Source organism: Pseudomonas sp. SZ40, from assembly GCF_052958135.1.
The window spans coordinates 19906-44275 of sequence record NZ_JBQWIF010000025.1 but is presented as its reverse complement, the minus strand read 5'-3'; the positions used below and the strand labels follow the sequence as shown (position 1 = coordinate 44275).

Genomic DNA, 24370 nt, shown 5'->3' with positions numbered 1-24370 from the left:
GGAAGAGCCTCCTCGGTCATTTGACGCTGTTCGGTTCGACGTGACGCGCGGCCAGCATCACCACACCGGACAGGAAACACGGCAGGGCACCGAACCACAGAGCCGCGCTGTGCCATTCACCGCCGCTGGTCAGCACCCCGGTAATGCCGAGGCCGGCGAGGATCGCGCCAATCGGGCCCATGGCATGAACGATGGCGCCGCCGGTCGCGCGAATGCTGGTGGGGAAGCTTTCGCCCATGAAGAACAGCATGGCCGAGTACGGACCGGTCAGGAAGAACAGGCCGAGGCTGTACAACGCGATGACGGTCGCCAGGTCGCTGGGCGCCTGAACCATGGCGAAGAAGGCGACACCACCGCACATCCAGCCCAGCGCCACGGTGTTGCGGCGTCCGAAGCGATCACCCAGCCAGCCGTGAAACAGATAGCCGATGAAGCCGACCAGATTGGACAGCACCAGGATCACCAGCGAGTTCTCGAACGACAGCTTGTGCACGCTGACGATCACCGAGGTACCCAGCACGCTGAACACCTGAATCGCCGACCAGTTGAGCAGGATCGCCAGGCTCAGCACCAGGGTCGGGCGCAGCGCGGCACCGCGAAACGCAGCCGCCACGCCAGCCTTGGCATGCTCCTCGTAGTCCACGTCATATTCACGGGCCAGAGCACGGGCATCGGCATCCTGGCCAGCCTTGCGAAGCTGGGAAATACGCTGATGCACCTGAAACTGCGGGCTCTCCTTGAGCTTGTAAGCCAGCACGGCGATGACGAATGCCGGTATCGCGGCAAACACGAAACAACCCTGCCAGCCGATATGCGGCAGCAGCAGGGCGGTGAGTCCGGCAGCGATCAGCGCACCGACCGGCCAGCCACTTTGCACCAGGCTGTAGATGAAACCACGGCGCTTGATCAGCTTCGGATCAGTGGACGCGGCATACACTTCGGTCAGGTAAGTGGCGTTGACGGCTTCCTCGGCATAACCCAGGCCCGCCACCGAGCGCACCAGAATCAACGGCACCTTGCCCATGCCGGCGCAGACGGCGGTCAGCGCCGAGCAAATCGCCGTTCCGCCAATCGTGACCATGATGCCGCCACGGCGACCGATGCGGTCGACCAGCGGGCCGATCCCGAAAGCGACGATGGCGCCGCCCAGAGCGACCCAGGTGGCTATCTTGGCCTGCTCGGCCTCGCTCCAGTTGAAGTGCCCGCCCATGACCGGCAACAACGTGCCGAACAGGATGAAGTCATAGACTGCGAAAACCCAGGCGAAGAAAGCGATCCAGGTCGAATAGGTGACATCTCTGGACGAGAGCTGCACCGGTTTCCAGGTGCAGGATTGTTTGACGTGGGTCGGTGTTGCGGCATGCGTTGTTGTCATGTCGGCATACTCATCAGGGGCTAGGCGTCAGCGCTTGTGCGGCTGGCGACGCAGGAAGTCATCGGCGATTTCGTCCATGGTCACGAAGTGCACACCTTCATGGCCTTTGATGTGCTCGATAAGGCGCTCGAGCATCAACAGCACCTGCGGACGACCGGACACGTCGGGGTGGATGGTGATCGGGAACACCGCGTAGTCGTGCTCGCGGTAGACCCAGTCGAACTGGTCGCGCCACATCTCCTCGAGATGACGCGGGTTGACGAAGCCATGGCTGTTCGGCGCCTTCTTGATGAACATCATTGGCGGCAGGTCATCGAGGTACCAGTTGGCCGGAATCTCCACCAGGCAGGTTTCCTCACCACGCACCAGCGGCTTCATCCAGGTATCCGGATGCTGGCTGTAGTCGATCTTGGTCCAGCGATCGCCAACCCTCACGTAGTAGGGATGGAAGTCGTTGTGCATCAGGCTATGGTCGTACTTGATGCCTTTCTTGAGCAGCAGCTCGTTGGTCACGTTGCTGAATTCCCACCAGGGCGCGACGTACCCGGTAGGACGCTTGCCGGCCAGTGCCGTGATCAGCTCGATGGACTTGTCGAGAACGATCTCCTCCTGCTCCGCCGTCATGGCGATCGGATTTTCGTGGCTGTAACCGTGGATGCCGATCTCATGGCCTGCATCGGCCACCGCCTTCATCTGCTCGGGAAAGGTTTCGACCGAATGACCGGGAATGAACCAGGTGGTACGCAAACCGTACTTCTCGAACAGTTTGAGCAGGCGCGGTGCCCCCACTTCACCTGCGAACAAGCCACGGGAGATGTCGTCCGGGGAATCCTCACCGCCGTAGGAGCCGAGCCAGCCGGCGACCGCATCCACGTCAACGCCGATGGAGACGAATATTTCTTTTGCCATCGTTGAATCCTCTTGGCCCGGATCGGTGAGCGACGTGCAAGCGGGCCGGGCCCCGCTGCTCGCCCAAGCGAATTCAGGGCAGCAAGGCAGCCTCGACAGCCAGCGCCGCACGCAGCAACAGGTCGTCCGCGGCGCTGGGCGCTGCAAGCAGCAGGCTGGTGGGCAAGCCGTGCTCATCGACACCGCTAGGCAAGGCAACCGCGGGCATGTCGAGCAGGCTGCCGGGCATGGTCAGGCGCAGAGTGGCCAGGTTGGTGGCAACGAACAACGCCTCGTCGGCTTCCAGAGGCGCCAGCAGCGGGGCCACATGAGCGACGGTCGGCGTGATCACGAAGGCTCCATCCAGCTCATCGACGAGTTGCCTGCGCAGGCTTTCACCCTGTTGGTAAAGGCGTATCTGGTGGCTGGCCGGGATCGAGCGCGCCCCTTCGAGCCGCTTGCGCACGCGCGGGTCGAGACGCTTGGCGTCGGCGCTGTCGAGCAGGCTCTCGTGCAGGGCAAAGGCCTCTGCGGAACCGACCCAGTCGCCGCGCTCGATCATCGCCAGCGCCTCGCGCATGGCCTTGATGGGTTTGCGTTCAACCACAGCACCGGCGCAGGCCAAGCGCTCCAGCGCGCGCTCCAGGTTCTGCCTGACCGCTGGCTGTACGCGCGAATCGTCGACCCAGGCCGGGTCGACGTACACACGCACGCCAAACAATGAACACGCGGTTGAGCGACGCGACACCGGGCCACCACGCAGCAGGCTGTCCACTGCCACGACGTCCTCGACAGTGCGCGCCAGTGGGCCAAGGGCATCCAGAGAGCGAGCCAGGGGAAATACACCGTCGAAGGCGTAACGGCGTCGGCTGCTGCGGTAACCGACCAAGCCGTTGAAAGCCGCCGGGACACGAATCGACCCTGCCGTGTCGGTGCCCATCGCCAGCGGCACCACACCCGCGGCCACGGCAACCGCAGAACCACTCGACGAGCCACCGGGAACACGGGGCTCGTGCCCGCTGAATGGGTTGATCGGCGTACCGAAATGCGGATTGAGGCCGAGCCCGGAATAAGCGAACTCACTGAGGTTGGTCTTGCCCAGATTGACCAGGCCAGCCCTGGTCAGCGCGCCAACCAGGGCAGCGTCAGCGGTGGCTGGCGCCAGCTCGCGGCGGGTCGCCGAGCCGGCGGTGGTCACGCTGCCGGCCACATCGAACAAATCCTTCCAGGCGAAGGGCACACCGTCCAACACCGACAGCGCTTGCCCGGCCCGCCAGCGTGACCGTGACGCCAGCGCTTCGCGACGGCCACGCTCGGCGCTCAGCGAGATGAATGCCGCCGGCAGCTCGGCAGCTTTCGCCAACGCGGCCTCGAGCACCTCGACGGGGTCGGTCGAGCCCGCAGCATAAGCCTGGGCGAGTTCGAGAGCGCGGGATGGACCGGGCATGGAAACCTCAAAACGTACATATACAAAAAAGTACGTTTACAAAAGCAGCCTTCATGCCAATCTTTCAAAAACACTTCAAGAGCCCGTCAAGCGCGGGACCGAAGGTTGCCAAAACAAATAATGGATATAAATTTAAAAGATCCATTTTTGTGCAAAAAAGTAACGCTGGGTTCCAAGATGCTTCCTTTTGGAGCACCGCCATCGAGGTAATCGGGAGGGCTGAACCTGTGAGAGAATCGTCACCTCGTACTCGTCCCCGGAAACCCGGTATGCCCGCAGCAAGCGCCCCTCAGGAAGAATCCCTTGCGGTCTCGCGCTACGAAATGATCCGCGACACCCTGCGCGCCTCCATCACTCAGGGACGTGCAGCCCCTGGCCTGGTGCTGGTCGAAGCCCCGCTGGCGCAGCTGTTCGGCACCAGCCGCGTACCGGTACGGCAGGCGCTTAACCTGCTGCATGACGAAGGCCTGATCTGCCGTTTCGAAGGCCGCGGCTATCTGGTCAACCCGCACGACGCAGCCGTCGAACCGCTGCGCACACCGCTGACACGCCAGCTATTGGGCCTGGAAACGGAAGATGAACTGATCGACGTACGACCATTGGGTGAACGTGCTTATGAAGACCTCGCCGCCAGCGTTGGCACCTTCATGGTCTTCGGTCACTACCGGCTGGACGAGCAACTGGCGGCCGAGCACCTGAACGTCAGTCGCAGCGTGGTCCGCGAAGCGCTGATGCGCCTGCGCGATCGTGGCCTGGTGGAAAAGGAACCCTACTCGCAATGGCTGGCCGGCCCGCTCACGGCGCAATCGGTGATCGACGACTACGAACTGCGCGGCCTGCTCGAACCGCAGGCGCTGAGGCAGAGCGCTCCAGGTCTGAGCCAAGATGCACTGCACGGCATGCTCGAGCGCATCGAGCGCGCCCGCCAGGCCAGCAACGGCGCCGAGCGCGCCACCATCGAACGCATCGAACACGACCTGCACGTCGAGTGCCTGGCCGGCCTGCGCAATCAAAAGATGGCTTCGCTGATACGCCAATGCCAGAGCCAGATGAACATCGGCCGCATCCTCCACGGCGCCTTGCGCAGAAGCCTGGACGAAGCGATGCTCGACGAACACCATCAGGTGATCGAGGCGCTGCTGGCCAAGGATATCGACCGCGCCGCCAACGCCCTGCGCCATCACCTGAGCTGCGCCCGCGAGCGCACCCTGCAACGCCTCAAGGTGCTGTCGGTATTACCGGAGCCGGCACTACCGAGTTATCTGATCCGCTTGAGCTGAAACGCCCCTCAGCCTTCGACTTCCTGGCGATACAGCTGCAACCCACGGGCCTGATAGTTGGCCAGGGCGCTGGGGTGATCGAAGGTGCAGGTGTGCACCCAGACTCGCCGGGTACCGGGCCAGGCCCAGGCGGATTGCAGCGCGTGGGTCAGCAGCGGGCCGCCGAAACCCTGACCGAAAAACGCTTCGGCGAGACCGAAATAGAGAATCTCCACCGAGCCGTCGGCGTCACGCTGCAACTCGTAGTAACCGGCGATAGCGCCTTGGTGGTAGGCCACCCAAGTACGATGAGTGTCAGTCTCGACCAGCTCGCGCCACTGCGCATCCGACCAGGACAGCTTGTCCGTCCACTCCCAGGGCCCGCCCACCAACTGGTAGAGAAAGCGGTTGAGCTGGAACTGCTTGATGCGGCACTCGACCACCTGCAGGTCGTCAGGCATGGGCTTGGCGCGCACCTGTTCGGGGCTGTGCATCTCCAGGTAATAGGTGATGTTTTCGACCTGCTCGCTCATACCGTGATCCATCGTGTTGGTCAGGACCACCCGGCCCCGGCAAAAAGCGCAGGCTAATGATCTTCGATGGATTCGGCAATCCGCTCAGGTTCGGCAGCTCCCGATACCCTGATTCCTATCTGCTGCAGGCGTCTTTCGAAATACCCAGCCAACCGCCCTGGCGAAGCAGTGCGTTTCTACGCTTGGTAAGGATGATGCTCAACCCAGTGCCGGGCGATGTCGACTCGACGCGCCACCCAGACACGATCATGGGCTTCGATATGATCGAGGAAGCGTTGCAACGCCCGGAAACGCCCAGGGCGACCGATCAGCCGTGCGTGCAGACCGATCGACATCATTTTCGGCGCCGTTTCGCCCTCGGCGTAGAGCACGTCGAAAGTATCTCTCAGGTAGGCGAAGAACTGGTCACCACTGTTGAATCCGCCCGGGCTCGAGAAGCGCATGTCATTGGCGTCGAGCGTATAAGGCACGATCAGGTGAGGCTGACGGGTACCGTCGCGAGTTCCTACGGTGCTCCATAGCGGCAGGTCGTCGCCGTAATAATCGCTGTCGTAGAGAAAGCCGCCATGCTCGACCACCAGGCGCCGCGTGTTGGGGCTGTCTCTACCGGTATACCAGCCGAGCGGTGCGGCGCCGGTAAGGCGGGTGATCAGCTCGACCGCGCGCTCGAGGTGTTCGCGCTCCAGATCGGCCGGAGTGTTCTGGTAATGCAACCAACGCCAGCCGTGACTGGCGATTTCGTGGTTGCGTGCGACCAACGCCTGGGTGATGTCCGGGCAACGCTCCAGGGCCATGGCGACGGCAAAGGCGGTAAGCGGCAGTTGGCGGCGTTGGAACTCATCGAGGATGCGCCACACACCGGCACGGGAGCCGTATTCGTACATCGACTCCATGCTCATATGCCGATCGGCAAAGCTCTGCGCACCGACGATCTCGGAAAGAAACGTCTCGCTCTGCGGATCCCCATGCAGCACACAACTTTCACTGCCCTCCTCGATATTGAGGACGAACTGGACGGCGATTCGCGCATTTCCCGGCCATTTTGCCTGAGGCGGGTTGCCTGCGTATCCGCGCAGGTCGCGGGGATAATGTGGAGTCATGTTCTTCCTTAGGCTGCTTTAGAGGTGATAGAAAATGTGCCAGCGGCACAGCCGCTACACCACCTTCTCGCGCGGCCAGGCATAGCTCAGGCTCTTGCTGCTGCCCAGGCGCAACTGCACCAGCGCCTCCACCCATTTCAACGCCACCTGAACCCCATCGACCACCGGCACGCCGAGATCCTCCTGCAGGCGCTGCGCCCACTGGCTCATGCCCGCGCAGCCCATCACCAGACACTCGCTACGGTCATCGCGCAGGATCTGCTGGCCTAGGTCGCGCAGACGCAGGTAATGGGCGGGATCGCGCTCCAGCTCCAGCACCGGAATATCCGCCGCATGGATATTCGCGCAGCGCCGCTGCAGACCATAGCTGTGCATGTTGCGCTCGATGATGTGGATCGAACGCGGCAGGCTGGTAAGGATCGAGTAGCGCACGCTCAGCATGCTCGCCGCGTGCATGGCCGCTTCGCCGATGCCCAGCACCGGGCCGCTGGCCAATTCGCGAGCGGCATCCAGGCCGGTGTCGTCGAAACAGGCGATCACGAAACCTTGCACGCCCTCTTCCTGGCCCTGACGCATCGCTCCCAGCAGGTGATAAGCCGCGCACACGCCATCGGCAGCGCCCTCGATGCTCGCCACCGAGCCGGGCAGATGGATCACGCTCAACTGCGTATCGGCCGCCTTGATGCCCTGGCAGGTTGCATCCAGCAATTGGGCCATGCCCGCCGAGCCATTGGGATTGATCACGCGAATCTTCATACGGGTTTTCTCATACGCTGGCTCAGATTCATCAACAGCAGCACCAGACCAATCAGCGCCAGGGAAAACAGCGTGGTCAGTGTGCCCAGCGCATAGAGCACCGGGGTGGTGACGTTGGTGGTCATGCCGAAGATTTCCAGAGGCAGGCTATTGAAGCTGCCGGAGACCATCAGGGTGCGGGCGAATTCGTCGTAGGACAGGGTGAAGCCGAACAGCGCCACGCCGAACAGGCTCGGGGCAATCAGCGGCAGAACGATCAGGCGTACCGTTTGCCAGGCGCTCGCGCCGAGGTCGCGGGCCGCCATTTCGTAGGCGCGGTTGAAGCGGTTGAACACGGCGAACATGATCAACAGGCCGAACGGCAAGGTCCAGGTCAGGTGCGCGCCAAAGGCCGAGCTGTACCAGATCGGCTCCCAGCCGAGGCGATCGAACATCAGGCCAATGCCCAGGCTGACCAGAATCGACGGAATGATCAGGCTCGCCAACGTCAGGTAGAACAGTGCCTGACTGCCAGCGAATGGGCGCCGGTAAGCGAACCCGGCGAGCACCGAAAACACCAGTGTGCAGGCCATCACCGCGATACCGAGGAGAATCGAACGGCTGAAGGCACCGGCGAAATCGCCCACCTGCTGGGCCTGGAACAGGTTGTGAAACCAGTGCAGGGACACGCCGTTCATGGGAAAGGTCAACCCGCCGTCCGGCCCCTGGAACGAGAGAATGCCGATGGTCAGGGTCGGCCCGTAAAGGAACAGTACGAACAGGCCAAAGAACAGGCTCAGGCAATAAAAGCTCAACGGCCGTGCCGTGGATTTCATGGTCATAGCTCCTTGCGGATATCCACCAGGCGGAACATCACCACCAGCATCAGCAGCACCGTGGCCAGCAGCACCACGGCACTGGCCGCAGCCGCCGGGTATTGCAGCAAACTGATTTCGTTGTGGATCAGCACGCCGACCGAAGCATGCAGGCCGCCCCCCATGATGCGCACGGTAACGAAGTCGCCCATCACCAGGGTCAGTACGAAAATGCTGCCGATGAGAATGCCCGACTTGCACAGCGGCACGATCACCAGCAGGAGGATCTGCCAGGTCTGCGCTCCCGCGTCCCGCGCGGCCTCGATCAGGCGGCGATCGATGCGCATCATGGTGTTGAAGATCGGCACCACCATGAACAGGGTGTACAGGTGCACATAGGCCAGAACGATGGAGAAGTCGCTGTACAGCAGAAACTCCAGCGGCTGTTCGATCAACCCGGCGCCGATCAGGCCGCTGTTGACCAGACCATTGCGCCCCAGCAGCGGTATCCAGGAAATCATGCGGATGATGTTGGAGGTGAAGAACGGGATGGTGCACAGCAGAAACAGCAAGGTTTGCACCTTGTTGCTGCGGATGTGGAAGGCCAGGTAATAGGCCACGGTAAAGCCCAGCGTCAGGGTGATCAGCCAGGTCAGCAAGGCGTACTTGAAGGTATTCAGGTAAGCCTGCAAGGTCGTCGGCGATGACAGCAGGTACTGGTAGTTGCCGAAGATGAAGTCCGGGATCAACTGGTAGGAGTCGTAGTCCCAGAAGCTCACCACCACGATCACCGTGATGGGGAAGACCAGGAACAGCAGCAGGGTCAGCGCCAGCGGCAGGGCTTGCAGGTGGCTGATGTTGGCGAGTCCGGTGCGCATATCGAGTCCAGTACGCAGAAAGTGAGGTGGCGCAGGCGCGGCGGTGGATGAAACGGCGCCACCCACCGCTACGGCCGGGTCAGGAAACGATGAACTCGTTCCACTTGCGGACCATGTGGCGGTTCTCGTCCATCACCGAGTTCCAGCAAGCCACGCTGCCCATGCGCTGCTCATAGGAGCCGCCATCACGCACCGCGCCGGCCTTTTCCATGACCTTGCCGTCCGGGCTGAGAATGTCGCTCTGGGCGGCCTTGCCCTCCATCCAGAAGCCCCATTCATCGGCGCTCATGTACTGCCTGGAGGTCTCCGGGGCGGCGCTGTAGTAGCCCTGGCGGTTGAGGTAGGCACCGACCCAGCCCGACAGGTACCAGTCGATGTACTCATAGGCCGCATCCAGCTCCAGGCCGCTGAGGTGCTTGGCCAGACCGATACCGCCGCCCCAGGCGCGATAGCCCTCTTCCAGCGGCTGGTAGGTGCAGGCCACACCGCGGCTGCGCACGGCGGCCACGGCCGGTGACCACATGGACTGGATCACCACCTCACCGGAAGCCATCAGGTTCACCGACTCATCGAAGCTCTTCCAGAAGGCGCGGAATTGGCCATCTTTCTTCGCCTGCATGAGGATGGCGATGGTCTTGTCGATCTCGGCCTGGGTCATGTTGCCCTTGTCGCCATAGGTGATCTCACCCATGGATTCGCAGATCATCGCCGCGTCCATGATGCCGATGGACGGGATGTTGAGGATCGAGGCCTTGCCCTTGAAGGCCGGATCCATGATGTCGCGCCAGTTCTTGATCGGACGCCCGACCAGATCCGGGCGAATGCCCAGGGTGTCGGCGTTGTAGATGGTCGGCACCAGCGTCATCCAGCGGGTCGGCTCACTGGCGAACTTCAGCGAATCGGCGCTTTCGACGAAGCCAACGGTGTGTGGCGCAGTACCTTGGGCGATCACCGAATCGGCGTTCAATTTGCCGTTGATGAACAGCGGCGAGATCTTGTCGAAATTCTTCAGTCGTTGAGTGTCCATGGCCTGCATGGTGCCGGACGGGTACACCTTCTTGCCGATCCAGTACTCGATGTCGGCGATGTCGAAGGAGCGTGGCTGAGTCACTGCCCGCTGCGCCACCGCATCGGAGTCCAGTGCGGTGAGTTGCAGGGTGATCCCCAGATCTTCCTTGGCCTTCATGGCGATGTCGTTGAGGTTGGACACCCCGGTGCCGAACTGACGCAAGGTGATGTTCTTGATGTTCTGCGCCCAGATCATCGGAAAACCGGTGATCGCGCCGGAACCCACGGCCACTGCCGAGGCCACCCCCAGCCCCTTGATCAGGCTGCGCCTGGACAGTCCCTTGGCGGATTCCACCTGCGGGGTTTCGGCGGGGAGTTGCGGGGTGCTGTCATCGTGCTCGCTCATCAGTGAACCTCCTCTGTCGGGTTGGCGTGTTGCGGGGAGAACAGGTTGAGGTGCGCGGCGTCCCAGGCCAGGGTGACCTCTGCACCCACCTCGGGTACCTGGCGCTGGCGGTCGGCCAGGTAAACCATCAGCGGCGTAGCGCTGGCGGTTTGGCATTCGACGTAGATGAAAGCGCCCTGGAACTCGACATCGCAGACCCGCGCAGGCAAGCCAAACTGCCCGGCTGGCGGAGCGCTGCCTGGCGGCAGGATGTCCAGGTGATCGCAGCGCACCGAGAACGCCAGCGGCGTGCCCACCATGGCCTCGGCATAATCGTCGCCCAGTTGCGCCAGACTCAGGCTGCCCTGCCCTGTGCCTTCGACGCTGAGTACCACGCGATCTGCCTCGCGCGCAGTCAGCTCGCCACGCATCAGGCTGTGGCCGCCGATGAATTGCGCGACGAAGGGAGTGGCCGGCCGCTCGAACAATTCCCGTGGCGGCGCTACCTGCTGAATCTTGCCACCGTCCATCACCACCGCCAGATCGGCCAGGGCGAAGGCTTCTTCCTGGGAGTGGGTGACGTGGATGAAGGTCAGCCCCAATTGCTTCTGGATCGCCTTGAGCTCCTTGCGCATGCGAATCCGCAAGAACGGGTCGAGAGCGGACAGCGGCTCGTCGAGCAGCACCACGTCCGGCTGGGTAATCAGGGCACGGGCCAGCGCCACTCGCTGCTGCTGACCACCGGAAAGCTGCTCGGGGTAACTCTCGGCGTAATCCTGCATGTTCACCAGCGCCAGCAGCTCGCGGGCCTTGGTGTGGCGCTCGGCCCTGGCCATGCCGGCGATGCGCAGGCCGAAGGCGACGTTGTCCAGGCAGCTCATGTGCGGGAACAGCGCGTAGTTCTGAAACATCATTGCCGTGCCGCGCTGGGTCGGCGAAAACTCGGTGACGTTGCGGTTATCCATGAGGATGTCGCCCTCGCTCACCTCTTCGTGCCCGGCCAGCATGCGCAAGGTGGTGCTCTTGCCGCAGCCGCTGGGGCCGAGCAGGCAGCAATAGCTGCCACTGGGAATTTTCAGATGGAGATCGGTGACCGCCACCCGCGCACCGTAGGCCTTGTGCACCGCCACCAGCTCGACCTGACCTTTCCCAGACATGCTTGCCGCCCGAAATTGCTAACAATTATAAAACAAGTGTTAGCAACGGATGTGCCAGGCTGCCACTTCGCTGCTCACAACCTGCACCAGACTTCTCCCGCACTGTGTATCCGGCTGAAAAACGGATGGTTTTTCAGTTACGGTGAAAAGACGGCATACGCCCTACATAACGGATTAAATCCTGAAAAATAGCGTGCATTGCACAACAATAGGGCAATGCGATAACGCCGTGCACCACCCGGTATAGCCCTCTCCCCCTTTGCCGCTTCATTGTTAACAATTACACTGCCGCCAAGCTTCAGCCGCCCTGGCTCCCACGCAAACGAGCATCGCCCATGGCCAGTCACGTCATTCGTGAAGTGCAACGCATCTACAACGCGATCTACGATGCCATCGTCGAGCAGCGTCTGCCGCCCGGTACTCGCCTGACCGAGCTCAACCTGGTGGACGTGTTTCAGGCCAACCGCAACCACATCCGCAGTGCCCTGCGCGACCTGGCTCACCTCAAGCTGGTGCGCCTGGAAATGAACCGTGGCGCCTTTGTCGAAGAACCCACGCCGCAACAGGCCCGCGAAGTGTTCGCCGCACGCCGGGTGATCGAAAAGGCGTTGATCGAAGAAGCCTGCAAGCGCATGCAAGCCCCCGACCGCCGCGCCATCGAAGCGCACCTGAAGGCCGAATTGGCACTTGGGCATGAACCGGCCAAACCCGAATTCATCCGCCTGTCAGGGGACTTCCATCGCCTGCTGGCACGTATCGCCGGCAACAGCACCCTGGGCGAAATGCTCGAAGGCCTGATAGCCCGTAGCTCGCTGATCATCGCCCTGTATGAAAACCATAACGGCATCCAGTGCTCGCACAACGAGCATGAAGCCCTGGCCAAGGCCCTGCTCGACGGTAATGTTCAGCAGGCGACGCAGTGCATGGAGGAGCATCTGCTGAATATCGAACAGCGTCTGCGCCTGGCCCCACCGGAAAGCGAAGAGGTCGATCTGTTCAAGGTGTTTGCGCAGCAGTCATCCGGGTAAATCGGCTCGCAGTCGGAATCGAAATCGCGGCAGGGCGAACACGTCTTTCTCCCCCTTAGGCAGGGTAGCCCCTCTTCGCAGCCACGCGGAGTGCAAGCCCATGCTCGTGGTTTTCAAAACCTGCGGGGCGGCAATTACCCTCGAGATCGGTCTGCTGAAACAATGGGTAACCCGAAATCCCTGCCGAAACGCCGCTTGTGCCTGATCACTGCCAGCCTGAGACCTTAGAATCGTCAGCCTTCTGACCGAACCGGACATCGACTGACGCACGCCCATGAACAGCCCCCTACCTTCCTCGAACGCCACCTGGCGCCTGAAACTGGCCGAGGTGATGGACGGCACCCCCGTGCAGCGCCTGATCACCGTGCTGATCCTGATCAACGCCGCCATCCTCGGCCTGCTCACCTCGAAGGAGATCGTCGCTGAGTGGGGCTGGCTGTTGTTGCCTGTGGATATGTTCATCCTGGCGGTGTTCGTGATCGAGCTGGCGCTGCGCTTCGCGGCCCGTGGCATAGGCCTGCTGCGTGATCCGTGGGCGGTGTTCGATTGCATCGTGGTGGGCATCGCGCTGGTGCCGGCCAGCGGGCCGTTCAGCGTATTGCGGGCATTGCGCGTGTTGCGGGTACTGCGCCTGGTGTCGATCAATCCGAGCATGCGCAAGGTGGTGCAGGCGCTGCTCGCGTCGCTGCCCGGCATGGGCAGCATCATCATGCTGATGGGGCTGATCTTCTACGTGTCGGCGGTGATGGCCACGCAACTGTTTGGCGAGCGCTTTCCCGAGTGGTTCGGCTCGCTGACCGCCAGCCTGTATTCGCTGTTCCAGATGATGACCTTGGACAGCTGGTCGAGCGGCACGGTGCGACCGATCATGGAGGTCTATCCACTGGCCTGGGTGTTCTTCATTCCTTATGTGCTGATCGCCACCTTCATGATGCTCAACCTGTTCATTGCAGTGATCGTCAATGCCATGCAGGACGCCCAGGGGCCTGATCCCGAAGTCGATGCACGGCTGCAGCGCGAGCAGATGATCCTGGATGAGTTGAAGGCATTGCGGGCGGAGTTGCGGGAGATGCGGCAGGGCCGTTGATCAGTGCGGCAGAGCAAGCAGGCCGTCTGTGGGAGCGGGCCATGCCCGCGATTTCTTTCGCGCGCATGGCGCGCTCCACATGGCTGCAATTACTTGCAGGATCAAGGATCGGTCAGCTCACAACTCCAAAGCTCCACCGCCGGCTGATTGGCCGTCGGTGGCCCGAGCCACTCGCTGAGGGGTTTACAGCCCTGGGCATCGCAGAGTTGATAGTCGCCCGCCTCGGGTGTGCGGCCGAGGCGTAACGGTTGCAGAGGCGGCATTCGACGCTGGTAATGCCAGGCGCCATCACGCAATACGGCGCCGTCAGGAATCTCCATGCCGGCACCGCTGCCGCGCACCCGCGCCTCGCCGAGCAACAACCCCTCGGCACTGACGCGGTAGTCCTCTTCCCAGCGAATCTTCTCGATGCTGTGATTCCAGGCCAGGGTGAAAGCCGGGGTGGGCACTTGCGCCCAGACCACCCCGGCCAACCCCATGCACAGTGCGATCAAGCTGCAGCCAGTGCAGGCTGACGGCGTGCGCGCAGCACGTGCTGGGCAATCACCGCGGCCGCGACCAGAAAACCGATTTCATCGGTGGTCACGCTGTACAGCCCGAGCAGGTCGTAACTGAACACCGAGGCTGGAATCACCAGCGAAGCACCGGCAGCGAAAACCAGTAGCCGCTCCCACGCACGCATCGGCGCCGAGCAATAGCCGACCACCGCCATGCCCCACAACCCGACGGCAAACACCGACTTGATGAACATGTAGAGGATCGCCCCCCAGTCATCACCCTGCATCAGCAGCGCCGGGTCATACACCGCCATGAAGGGGACGACGAAGCCACAGGCGGCGATGCGCACCGACCACAGGCTGATCTTCAGGCCGTTCTCCTTGGCGATCGACCCCGCAGCGAAGCAGGCCAGCGCCACCGGCGGCGTCAGGTCGGCCATCAGGCCGAAATAGAACACGAACATATGCGACACGATCAGCGGCACACCCAGCTCAAGCAAAGCTGGCGCGGCAATCGCGCTGGTGATGATGTAGTTGGGGATGGTCGGAATACCCATGCCCAGGATCAGGCACGTGAGCATGGTCAGCAGCAGTGACAGGAACAGGTTGTCCTTGCCAATGGCCATGATGTAACCGGCGAAGGTGGTGGCGATGCCGGTCAGCGAAACCACGCCGATGATCACCCCCACCAGGATGCAGGCGACCGCCACCGGCACCGCATGGCGCGCGCCCTCGGCCAGCGCCCAGACGCAGGCGCGCAGGGTTTCACGCCCGCCCTTGACGTAGAAGCAGCCGGCAACCAGCACCGCGATCACGCCGAACACCACGCCAATGCCGAATTTGAGGAACCCGGAACTGACCAGCCCCAGGGCGATCCAGAAGGCGATCTTCAGCCACAGGTTGCTGGCGCGCATGACGATCGCCGTGCCGAGGATGACGATGGCCGTCAGGGCCAGGCCCACGGTGCCGGAGAACATCGGGGTGAAGCCGGCGAACAACAGATACACCAGCACACCCAGCGGAATCAGCAGGTACCAGCGCTGCTTGATCGCCGCGAATGGATCCGGGCATTCGTCTTTCGGCAGGCCAACCAGTTTGAGGCGCTGGGCCTCGAGGTGCACGGTCCAGAAAATCGAGCCGAACCACAGCAGGGCCGGGATCAGCGCCGCCTTGGCGATCTCCACGTACGGCACGTTGATGGTCTCGGCCATGATGAAGGCCACGGCCCCCATGATCGGCGGCATGATCTGGCTGCCCATGCTGGCCGAGGCTTCCACCGCGGCGGCGAAGGTGCCCTTGTAACCGAAGCGCTTCATCAGCGGGATGGTGAACTGGCCGGTGGTCACCACGTTGGCTACACCCGAACCGGTGATGGTGCCCATCAGCGCCGAAGAGACCACCGACACCTTGGCCGGGCCGCCGGTCTTGTGACCGAACATGCCCATGGCGAAATCGGTGAATAGCCTGATCATCCCCGCCTGTTCGAGGAAGGCGCCGAACAGGATGAACAGGAAGATATAGGTGCCCGACACGTAGGTCGGCGTGCCGTAGAAACCCTCGGTACCGAACGACAGCTGGTTGATGATCTGGTCGAAGTCATAACCACGGTGCGCCAGGTCGCCCGGCAGGTGCTCGCCAAACAGGCCGTACGCCAGGAAGCAGCCGCAGATGATCGGCAAGGCCAGCCCCATGACCCGTCGCGCCGCCTCGAATACCAGCACCAGCAAGGTCACCCCGATCACCATGTCGAAGGGGGTGAGGTCGCCCGACCGCTGGATCAGGTCGGCCTCGAAATACCACTGGTAAATCGCCGTGCTCAGGCCAGCCAGGCCCAGGGCCCAGGCCACCGGAGTCCATGGCCGGCCCTGGCCCCGCAACGGGAAACACAGGTACACCATCAGCAACACGAAGCCGACGTGCCCGGCGCGCAGCACCTGGCTGGAGAAAGGATGGAACGCAGCCCCGATGATCTGATAGACCGAAAACAGGATCGCGACGTAGAACACGGCCTTGGGCCACTGACTGGGATTGCCGGTCAGACCTGGATGATCGCTCATGGATAGATTCTCGATACAGCTGGGATAACGGTACGCCGACACCATCAGGGCATGGGCGAACGCTGACTCGATGAACGAGGGCGCCGGACACGGGCCCCGGCCCCTCTTCCATCGGTGTTACTCGAGAACGCCGGCTTCCTTGTAGAAGCGCTCGGCGCCCGGATGCAACGGGATCGGCAGGCCTTCCGTGGCCTTCTCCAGGCTCATGTCGTTGGACGCAGAATGCGCGGTGCGCAGGCGGGCAAGGTTGTCGAACATCAGCTTGGTCATCTGATAGGCGACGTCGTCGGACACGCCTTCATGGCTGACCAGCAGGTTGATGATCGCCGCAGTCGGCACATCCTCGCTCTGGCCGTCATAGGTGTTGGCCGGGATCACCATCGGCTGGTAGGCGCTGCTGCCGATCTTGGTGACGACCTCCTCGGGAATCGCCACGAAGGTGAGCGGCACCATCGACGCCAGGTCGCGGATCGCCGCCATGCCCAACCCGGAAGACTGCAGCGTGGCGTCCAACTGGCGGTTCTTGATCAACTCGACCGACTCGGCATAGGGCATGAATTCGACCCGGCCCATGTCCTTGTAACTCAGGCCAGCGGCCTTGAAGATGGCCCGGGCATTGAGCTCGGTGCCGGACTTCGGCGCGCCGACCGAGATGCGCTTGCCCTTGAGGTCTTCCAGGGTCTTGATCCCGGATTCCTTGCTGGCCACGATCTGGATGTAGTTCGGGTAGGTGGCGGCGATGGCACGGATCTTGGTCAGCGGCGCCTTGAAGCCAGCGTCCTCGACTCCCTTCCAGGCATCGTCCACCGAATCGCCAAGCGCGAAGGCCAGTTCACCCCGGCCTGCCTGCAGCAGATTGAGGTTTTCCACCGAGGCTTTGGTCGCCTGCACGGAAGTCTTGGCACCCTCGATACCGTTGCCGTAAAGCTGCGAAAGGGCCACGCCAATCGGGTAATACACCCCGCTGGTACCGCCGGTAAGCACGTTGATGAAGGTGGGTGCGGCGAGTGCGGCGGTGCTGGCAGTGAAGGCCGCAGCGGCGGCGAAGAGGCTGAAGCGCTTGGTCAGTCGCATGGTGTTTCTCCGTGATTATTCTTGTCAGAGAGCCGGTGCGGGATCGATGACCAGAGAGAACGGAGAGCGGCGAACAGAGAGCAAAATCACGCTGCCGCTGACGACCTGTTGTCTTTGTTATGGTCACCGACTCGAATGCCGGTTGCCCAAGCGACATTGCAGATGCCATGCCAGCGCCCAGAATTCCCGTGCCAGAGCGGTAGAGGGTTTTCGCAGCGACTGAAACCAGCGAAAGCCCGCCTATTCGCGGACCGGCGACCGGCAAGATTCCGCCCAGAAAGACCGACGCTTCTCAGAAGCGAACGCAGAGCGTGGAAATGATCTGGCAACTCCACTATTGGTGGGCTGAAGCCCACCCTACACGGGGAGCGCGCAGACGTCGGGTGGGCCGGGCAGCAATCCGCCTCAGACTGTAGGGTGGGCTTCAGCCCACCAGCAAGGGTGAACGGCCCATCAGGTGCTGCTCAATCCTCGTCGCCGCTTCCGGCGGGGCGATAGGTGCTGCGTTGCAAACCATGGCGCTGCATCTTTTCGTTGAGGGTACGGCGGGGTACCTGCAGCAGTTCCATGGTCTGCAGGATGCTGCCGCGACAGCGCAGCAGCGCGTTGTGCAGGCACTGCGCCTCGAAGGTTTCCATCTGCCCGGCGAGGGACTGGCCGGCCTGTTCCTGGGCCGCACCGCTCAGCCCCAGGGCGTGGCGCTCGGCGGCGTTGACCAGCTCGCGTACGTTGCCCGGCCACTCATGCCCGAGCAACGCGGCCAGCTCGGCGGGTGTCAGTGGTTCGAGGCTGCGACCGTGGCGTTGTGCGGCCTCTTCGGCGAAATGCTCGAAGAGCAGCGAGATGTCTTCACGACGCTCGCGCAACGCCGGAATCTGCAAGGTGGCGACATTCAGCCGATAGAGCAGATCCTCGCGGAAACGCCCGGCTCTCACTTCATCGAGCAGGTCCGGCTTCACCGCACTGATCACCCGCAGGTCGACGTGGATGCTGCGGTTGGACCCCAACCGTTCCAGGGTTTTCTCTTGCAGCACGCGCAACAGCTTGACCTGTTGCGCCAGCGGCAAGCTTTCTACCTCGTCGAGGAACAGGGTGCCGCCGTCGGCATGTTCGATACGGCCGATGCGCTTGCTCTGGGCACCAGTGAAGGCGCCGCTCTCGTGGCCGAACAGCTCGCTCTCGAACAGATGCTCGGGAATCGCGGCGCAGTTGAGGGCCACGAAGGGCTTGTCGGCACGTTCGCTGAAGTCGTGCAGGCAGCGCGCCACGCGCTCCTTGCCGGAACCGGTCTCACCGCGGATCAGCACGTTCACGGAGGTGCCGGCCAGGTCGAGGATCTGTCGACGCAAGCGCTCCATGGGCCGCGACACGCCGAGCAATTGCGCGGCGATACCGTCCTTGAGGGCGAACTGCTGGCGCAGGCCGCGGTTCTCGCAGACCAGGCGACGTTTTTCCAGAGCTCGGCGCACGGTGTCGAGCAGGCGATCGGGGGTGAAGGGCTTTTCGATGAAGTCATAGGCGCCCTGCTTGAGCGCCTGCACGGCCATGGGCACATCGCCGTGCCCGGTGATCATGATGACCGGCAGATCGCGGTCGCAGGCGACCACCTTGTCCAGCAGTTGCAGGCCATCGGTGCCGGGCATGCGCACATCGCTGATCAGCACGCCGGGAAAATCCACGTCGATCAGGGCCAGCGCCTGGGCGGCGTTGGCGCAGGTACGCACGCTGAAACCGGACAACTCCAGCCATTGCTGCGCCGCTTCGCGGATTGCTGCCTCATCGTCGACGACGATTACCTGACCACCCATATCACCTCCTTATTCTTGGATCGCGCAGTGTAGCGCCCGGTCATCGGCCCGCCAGCCACGGCGTCGTTACACGAAATGCCAAACCCGCCCGGTTCACCCCGCGCGCGGCAGGCGCAGAATGAAGATGGCGCCGTCAGGGCCGTTGCGCGCCTCCAGGCTGCCGCCCAGATCACGCACGATGCCGTAGGAAATCGCCAGGCCGAGTCCGAGCCCCTCGCCCACCGGCTTGGTGGTGAAGAACGGCTCGAAGACGTTACCCAGATGCTCTTCGGGAATGCCGCCGCCCACATCGCTGACCTCCAGCGCACAGCTGTCGCCAAGCAACTCGATGGTCACCCCGAGGATACGCCGCGGGCTGTCGACCATGGCGTCCAGAGCATTGTTGAGCAGGTTGAGCACCACCTGCTCCAGGCGAATGGCATCGCCGGAAACCCGGGCCTCGCTGCGAATTTCGCGGCGCAACTCCACCTGCTCGCTGCGCAGGCGTGGCGCCAGCAGCAACAGCGCCTGCTCCAGCACATCGCTGAGCAACAGACGCTCGTTGAGCCCCGCCGGGCTCTTGCGGGCGAAGGTCTTCAGATGGCCGGTCAGACTGGCCATGCGCTGCAACAGACCATCGATGCGGATCAGGCCCTCGCGCACCTCGCGCTCGCGGCCGTTGTCGAGCAGCAGGCCGAGGCTGCCCAGGTGCATCTGGATGGCCGTCAGCGGCTGGTTGATCTCATGGGCCATGGCCGCCGACATCTGCCCCAGCGCCGCCATCTTGGCGGCATGTACCAGGCCTTCCTGGGCCTCTCGCAATTCGGCGGTACGCAGGGTCACCTCACGTTCGAGGTTCTCGCGGATGCTCGCCTGCAGGCGCTGGTTCTTGTGACGCTGGACCAGAAACAGCACCAGGAATACCAGGGTCAGCCATACACCGGCCGCGGCCAGACGATAGCTGCGCGCGGTGTCGCCCAGGCTGTTTTCCTCGATCAGCAGGTGCAGCGTCCAGGCTTCGCTGGTCAACTCCTGGCGCTGCCACAGGTAACTCTGCCGGCCATCCGGACCATCGATGTTCATCCAGTCCGCATTGCCCTCGAAGTACGGGCCGGGCTCCGTGGACAGCACCTCCAGGGGGCGCTCGGCGTACTTGCGCACCTCCACCAGCTCGGCGTGATCGAGTTCGTCGAGCTCATCCAGGGCACGGAAACGCCAGGCCGGCCGGCTGCTGAGAATCACCACGCCGTAGCTGTCGGCCACCAGCAGCACACCGGGCTGGCCCACCCACTCGCGCTGCAGTTCCTCCAGCTCCAGCTTGACCACCAGCACGCCGATCACCGCGCCGTTATCGTCGTACACCGCATGGGAGAGAAAGTAACCGGGCACGCCAGTGGTCACCCCGACCGCGAAATAGCGACCTGCGGTGCGGTGCAGCGCATCCTGGAAGTAGGGGCGGAAGCCATAGTTGCTGCCGACGAAGCTGCTCCACTCGTTCCAGTTGCTGGCCGCCAGGGTGAGGCCCTGGCGGTCGATCAGGTAGAGCACGCTGGCGCCAGCGGCGGCGTTGAGCATTTCGAAGCGACGGTTGAGCTTGTCGCGTAACTGCGGATCGTCCGGTGCCTGCAGCAGTGCCTGAATATCACCGTCCATGGACAGCAACTCCGGCACCGAACGGAAGCGGTCGACCAGGGTCTGGATCGATTGCGCATACAGCTGCAACTGGCCGTGTGCCTCGCTGCTGCGATCCTCCCAGGCCCGCTGCTCGGCATAGCGGCTGGCCAGCCACAGGCTGACGGCCAGGCCAAGGATGACCAACAGCACGATGGCAACGATGCGATAACGCAGAAACAGGGCGGTCATGCACGACTCGAATTTTTATGATGCCGGCATGTTAGCCCGAAATCAGTTCAGGTCGAGTAGGGGATGCAGCCGCCGATGTAGCCTGGATTAGCCGAAGGAGTAACCCGGGGCAGCAGGTTCGGGCTGCTCAAGAGACCCGGGTCTCGCTACGCTCAACCCGGGCTCCAGGCGATACCGGTCAGGGGCGCGCCATCATCAGTTCGGGCACCGCACGGCCAGCGACCAGTTGCTCGTCGACCAGGCGCACCACGTCTTCCTCGCTACGCACCTGATACCAATGACCCGGCGGGTAGACCGTCAGCGTCGGGCCCTGATCGCAGGGAAACTGGCACTGGGTACGGGTGATATGCACGCCACCCTCGCATTCCAGACGGCCAGCAGCCTTGACCTTCTCCCGCAGCATTTTCCACAGCGGCAGAGCGCCACGACGGGTGCAGCGTGGGCCGTTGCACAGCAGCACGCGGTACTGGTGAGCGGGAATCTTCGACCAGGCGTGGCTGCCGGGCAGCGCTGGCACATCGAGGCAACTCAGGTGCAGCTCCGGGCGTTCGAGCAATGCACAGGCGGCCCCGGCTGCATCGGCATCGAGCTGGCCGAACAGGCTGGTGACAGACACCCGTGCAGGCTCGGTCAGGCGCGCCAGCTCGCTGCGCAGCCAGTCGACATGCTGGCTGCTGCTCTGCGCCTCCAGGTCGATCACCAGCAGCCTGCCGCTGCCCTCCTGCACGCGCTGCCAGAGACCGTCATAACCGGCACCGGTATCGACGATTTCGGCCAGCGCAGGCTCGCCACGCAGCTCGACCAGGCGGGCACGAAACAGCTCGGCAAAGGAGCCGTCGAGCAGATCCGGACCGGCGAACAGCACCTGAGCGTAGGGCGTGGTAGTCATGGGTAGGCTCCGGGAAAAGGGCGGCAGTCTAGCAGTGAGCTAGACACCGTTGGTCAGCAACGCCTGCCAGAGCACTTCGGCTTCGGCGAACTCGCGATCCACAGCGGGCAAAATCGGCCGCTGCAACACCAACACCGGCACACCACGCTCACGGGCCACCTGCAACTTGTGCTCGGTGGCAGCGCTGCCACTGTTCTTGCTCACCAGCACATCGCAATCGAGGCGCTCGAACAGCGCGCGCTCATCGTCCAGGCTGAACGGCCCTCGGGCGCCGATCACTTCGGCGCGGGGCATGGGAGGCTGGCTCTGCAGGCAGCGCACCGTCCAGTGCTGGTGGGCGGGAATCTCGTGCAGATGCTCCAGTGGCTCGCGGCCAAGGGTGAACAGCGGGCGCTGAAAGTCGCCAAGCGCGGCGATCAGGCTGGGCCAGTCGAACACCTCGCGCCAGTCATCCTCGGACGAGGCCTGCCAGCCCGGACGACGCAGCGCCCAGCAGGCGATCCCGGCCTGTCGCGCGGCCTGGGCGGCGTTGTGGCTGATCTGCGCGGCGTAGGGATGGGTGGCGTCGACCAGCAGGTCGATACCCTGCTCGCGGATGAAGGCAGCCAGACCATCGGCCCCGCCAAAACCGCCGACGCGCACCTGGCAAGCGAGGTCATCCGGCACCTTGCCCAACCCGGCCAGGCTGTAGACATGCGCCGGGCCGAGGCGCCGGGCGAGGTTCAGCGCTTCGCCGATCCCGCCCAGTAGCAGGATGCGGCTCATAACGGCTTGCTGACCTGCAGCAGGGTGATCGGCAACGCGGCGCGCCAGGTGTCGAAACCGCCGAGCGGGCGCGCCTGGGCCACTTCGATACGGGTCAGCTCGCCGCCCTTTTCGCCACGAAAGGCGATCAACGCCGCCTCGCTCTGCAGGGTCACGGCGTTGGCCACCAGCCGACCGCCGGGCTTGAGCGCGCGCCAGCAGCTTTGCAGCACGCCGGGCGCAGTCACCCCGCCGCCGATGAAGATGGCGTCTGGCGCCGCCAGCCCGGCCAGCGCCTCGGGTGCACGCCCGGCCACCAGTTGCAGGCCCGGCACGCCAAGGGCATCGCGGTTGTGGGCGATATGGCCCTGGCGGCCTTCGTCGGCCTCGATGGCGATGGCCCGACAAGCGGGGTGGGTACGCAGCCACTCGATGCCGATGGAGCCGCAGCCGGCTCCCACGTCCCAGAGCAGTTCGCCGGGCAGCGGCGCCAAGCGCGCCAGGGTGATGGCGCGCACGTCGCGTTTGGTGAGTTGCCCGTCGTGGCGATAGGCATCGTCCGGCAGGCCCGGCGTGAGCGGCAGGCGCATGGCGTCATCACCGGCCACGCAGTCGATCGCCACCAGATTCAGATCAGCGGAGCGAGCCAGCGACCAGCCATCAGCCAGGCCATCGATACGCCGCTCGCGCTCACCGCCCAGGTGTTCGAAGACGCTCAGCCGACTGGGGCCGAAACCACGCTCGCGCAACAATCCGGCGATGGCCGCCGGGCTCTCGCCATCGTTGCTCAGGACCAGCAGGCGCACGCCGGGATGGATCTGCGTATTGAGCGCCGCCAGCGGGCGGCCCACCAGCGACACCAGAGGCGTGCTCTGCAACGGCCAGCCCAGGCGAGCCGCCGCCAGCGAGCAGGAAGAAGGCGCCGGCAGAATGTGCAGTTCCTCGCTCGGCAGCTCACGGGCCAGGCTGGCACCGACACCAAAGAACATCGGGTCACCGCTGGCCAGCACGCAAACCGGCGTGCCGCGGCGCTCGAATACCGGGGCCAGGGAAAACGGCTTCGGCCAGGGCAGGCGTGTGGCACGGATACAGTGCGGCAACAGTGCCAGTTGGCGCTCGCTACCGAACACCTGCTCGGCGGCCAGCAACGCATGCCGCGCCGCCTTGCCGAGGCCGGGGTAGCCGTCTTCGCCAATGCCCACGACGGTCAGCCAGGGTGTCATGCGTTTTTCCTCATCCTAGAAACAGCCATAAGCTGCAAGCCTCAAGCGACAAGCCAACGAGTCGTCAGCAACCTGTTTCCGGCTTGGCGCTTGCCGCTGATCCACACGGCTTTTCATCCGGGTGGGCAAAGCGGGCATAATAGCGCCTTCGTCGGTGTCCGTCGGCTGCGTGGTACGTAGGCGCGGGCCTAAGAGGGAACACGATATAAAACGTGTTCAATATCTAGCGAGCTAGAGCCATGCAAGGCAGAAAGGGGCGAGAAAGCGGAGTTTACGACTGTAAATGAGCATTTCGAGTCGCTTTCTAACGCAGCAGGGCCGACGCGCAGCAGATATTGAGCAGGTTTTCAGCCGTGGCTGCCCCCGCAACTGTAGCAGCGAGCGCCTGTGCCAATCGCCACTGGGAAACCGGGAAGGCCGGCCACGCGCCATGACCTGCGAGCCAGGAGACCTGCCGACGGATTCAGTCGCATGTGCCCACACCGGGCGGGGTGTCCCGGTGATAGAAGCTCGTCCTTCTCTGGCCTATCCTCGAACGGAT

At 63.4% G+C, this 24370-nt stretch carries 21 protein-coding genes and 1 riboswitch; of the genes, 3 read left to right on the top strand and 18 right to left on the bottom strand.

Annotated features, from left to right (window positions below; all coding sequences use genetic code 11):
* Positions 1-16: 16 nt before the first annotated feature.
* From ACT9T4_RS18550 to ACT9T4_RS18540, 3 genes are all read right to left on the bottom strand, one after another.
* Positions 17-1375, bottom strand: coding sequence for an MFS transporter (locus tag ACT9T4_RS18550; RefSeq protein ID WP_499118367.1), 1359 nt, complete (start codon positions 1373-1375; stop codon positions 17-19).
* A 27-nt stretch (positions 1376-1402) separates the two neighbouring features.
* On the bottom strand, positions 1403-2284 hold the full coding sequence (locus tag ACT9T4_RS18545) for a polysaccharide deacetylase family protein (RefSeq protein WP_499118365.1): 882 nt from the start codon (positions 2282-2284) through the stop codon (positions 1403-1405).
* A gap of 73 nt (positions 2285-2357) precedes the next feature.
* Positions 2358-3710: an amidase gene (locus ACT9T4_RS18540; protein ID WP_499118363.1), complete on the bottom strand. Its 1353-nt coding sequence runs from the start codon at positions 3708-3710 to the stop codon at positions 2358-2360.
* A 269-nt stretch (positions 3711-3979) separates the two neighbouring features.
* On the opposite strand from ACT9T4_RS18540, the gene ACT9T4_RS18535 reads away from it, so the two are divergent.
* A complete protein-coding gene (locus ACT9T4_RS18535) occupies positions 3980-4990 on the top strand; it encodes a GntR family transcriptional regulator (protein WP_042553486.1) in 1011 nt (336 codons plus the stop codon).
* An 8-nt stretch (positions 4991-4998) separates the two neighbouring features.
* On the opposite strand, the gene ACT9T4_RS18530 is transcribed toward ACT9T4_RS18535, so the two are convergent.
* From ACT9T4_RS18530 to ACT9T4_RS18500, 7 genes are all read right to left on the bottom strand, one after another.
* Entirely contained in the window at positions 4999-5502 is a 504-nt protein-coding gene (locus ACT9T4_RS18530) for a GNAT family N-acetyltransferase (protein ID WP_179539467.1), read from the bottom strand.
* Positions 5503-5678: 176 nt separating this feature from the next.
* Positions 5679-6602 (bottom strand): allantoinase PuuE, encoded by a 924-nt coding sequence (puuE, locus tag ACT9T4_RS18525; RefSeq protein ID WP_499118361.1) that lies wholly within the window; start codon positions 6600-6602, stop codon positions 5679-5681.
* 54 nt (positions 6603-6656) lie between these two features.
* A complete protein-coding gene (locus tag ACT9T4_RS18520; protein ID WP_042553489.1) occupies positions 6657-7358 on the bottom strand; it encodes an aspartate/glutamate racemase family protein in 702 nt (233 codons plus the stop codon).
* The gene (locus tag ACT9T4_RS18515) at positions 7355-8173 is read right to left on the bottom strand and encodes an ABC transporter permease (protein ID WP_179539466.1); all 819 of its coding nucleotides are present in this window, start codon (positions 8171-8173) and stop codon (positions 7355-7357) included. The genes ACT9T4_RS18520 and ACT9T4_RS18515 overlap by 4 nt, the downstream gene beginning before the upstream one ends.
* Before the next feature lie 2 nt (positions 8174-8175).
* On the bottom strand, positions 8176-8967 hold the full coding sequence (locus ACT9T4_RS18510) for an ABC transporter permease (RefSeq protein ID WP_373565163.1): 792 nt from the start codon (positions 8965-8967) through the stop codon (positions 8176-8178).
* Between the two features lie 142 nt (positions 8968-9109).
* On the bottom strand, positions 9110-10444 hold the full coding sequence (locus ACT9T4_RS18505; RefSeq protein ID WP_042553492.1) for an ABC transporter substrate-binding protein: 1335 nt from the start codon (positions 10442-10444) through the stop codon (positions 9110-9112).
* Positions 10444-11580, bottom strand: a complete 1137-nt coding sequence (locus tag ACT9T4_RS18500) for an ABC transporter ATP-binding protein (protein WP_499118359.1) — start codon at positions 11578-11580, stop codon at positions 10444-10446. Before ACT9T4_RS18500 ends, ACT9T4_RS18505 begins: the two co-directional genes overlap by 1 nt.
* Before the next feature lie 335 nt (positions 11581-11915).
* On the opposite strand from ACT9T4_RS18500, the gene ACT9T4_RS18495 reads away from it, so the two are divergent.
* Entirely contained in the window at positions 11916-12608 is a 693-nt protein-coding gene (locus ACT9T4_RS18495; protein WP_499118358.1) for a GntR family transcriptional regulator, read from the top strand.
* A 274-nt stretch (positions 12609-12882) separates the two neighbouring features.
* Positions 12883-13695, top strand: a complete 813-nt coding sequence (locus ACT9T4_RS18490; RefSeq protein ID WP_499118356.1) for an ion transporter — start codon at positions 12883-12885, stop codon at positions 13693-13695.
* Between the two features lie 101 nt (positions 13696-13796).
* Here ACT9T4_RS18490 and ACT9T4_RS18485 read toward each other — a convergent pair whose 3' ends face one another.
* The 8 genes from ACT9T4_RS18485 to cbiE form a co-directional block, all read right to left on the bottom strand.
* On the bottom strand, positions 13797-14189 hold the full coding sequence (locus ACT9T4_RS18485; RefSeq protein ID WP_179539462.1) for a DUF1850 domain-containing protein: 393 nt from the start codon (positions 14187-14189) through the stop codon (positions 13797-13799).
* A complete protein-coding gene (locus ACT9T4_RS18480) occupies positions 14186-16249 on the bottom strand; it encodes a TRAP transporter permease (RefSeq protein WP_042554998.1) in 2064 nt (687 codons plus the stop codon). Before ACT9T4_RS18480 ends, ACT9T4_RS18485 begins: the two co-directional genes overlap by 4 nt.
* Positions 16250-16366: 117 nt before the next feature.
* Positions 16367-17323 carry a TAXI family TRAP transporter solute-binding subunit gene (locus tag ACT9T4_RS18475; RefSeq protein WP_499118354.1) on the bottom strand — a complete coding sequence of 319 codons (957 nt, stop codon included), beginning with the start codon at positions 17321-17323 and terminating at the stop codon, positions 16367-16369.
* A 464-nt stretch (positions 17324-17787) separates the two neighbouring features.
* Complete coding sequence (locus ACT9T4_RS18470; RefSeq protein WP_179539460.1) at positions 17788-19131, bottom strand: sigma-54-dependent transcriptional regulator; 1344 nt, start codon at positions 19129-19131, stop codon at positions 17788-17790.
* Positions 19132-19224: 93 nt separating this feature from the next.
* On the bottom strand, positions 19225-20973 hold the full coding sequence (locus ACT9T4_RS18465; RefSeq protein ID WP_179539459.1) for a sensor histidine kinase: 1749 nt from the start codon (positions 20971-20973) through the stop codon (positions 19225-19227).
* A gap of 178 nt (positions 20974-21151) precedes the next feature.
* Positions 21152-21862, bottom strand: coding sequence for a (2Fe-2S) ferredoxin domain-containing protein (locus ACT9T4_RS18460; RefSeq protein WP_499118353.1), 711 nt, complete (start codon positions 21860-21862; stop codon positions 21152-21154).
* Between the two features lie 39 nt (positions 21863-21901).
* A complete protein-coding gene (locus ACT9T4_RS18455) occupies positions 21902-22627 on the bottom strand; it encodes a cobalt-precorrin-6A reductase (protein WP_499118351.1) in 726 nt (241 codons plus the stop codon).
* Complete coding sequence (gene cbiE / locus ACT9T4_RS18450; RefSeq protein WP_499118349.1) at positions 22624-23829, bottom strand: precorrin-6y C5,15-methyltransferase (decarboxylating) subunit CbiE; 1206 nt, start codon at positions 23827-23829, stop codon at positions 22624-22626. Before cbiE ends, ACT9T4_RS18455 begins: the two co-directional genes overlap by 4 nt.
* Before the next feature lie 135 nt (positions 23830-23964).
* Positions 23965-24302, top strand: a riboswitch (cobalamin riboswitch).
* The last annotated feature ends 68 nt before the right edge of the window (positions 24303-24370 follow it).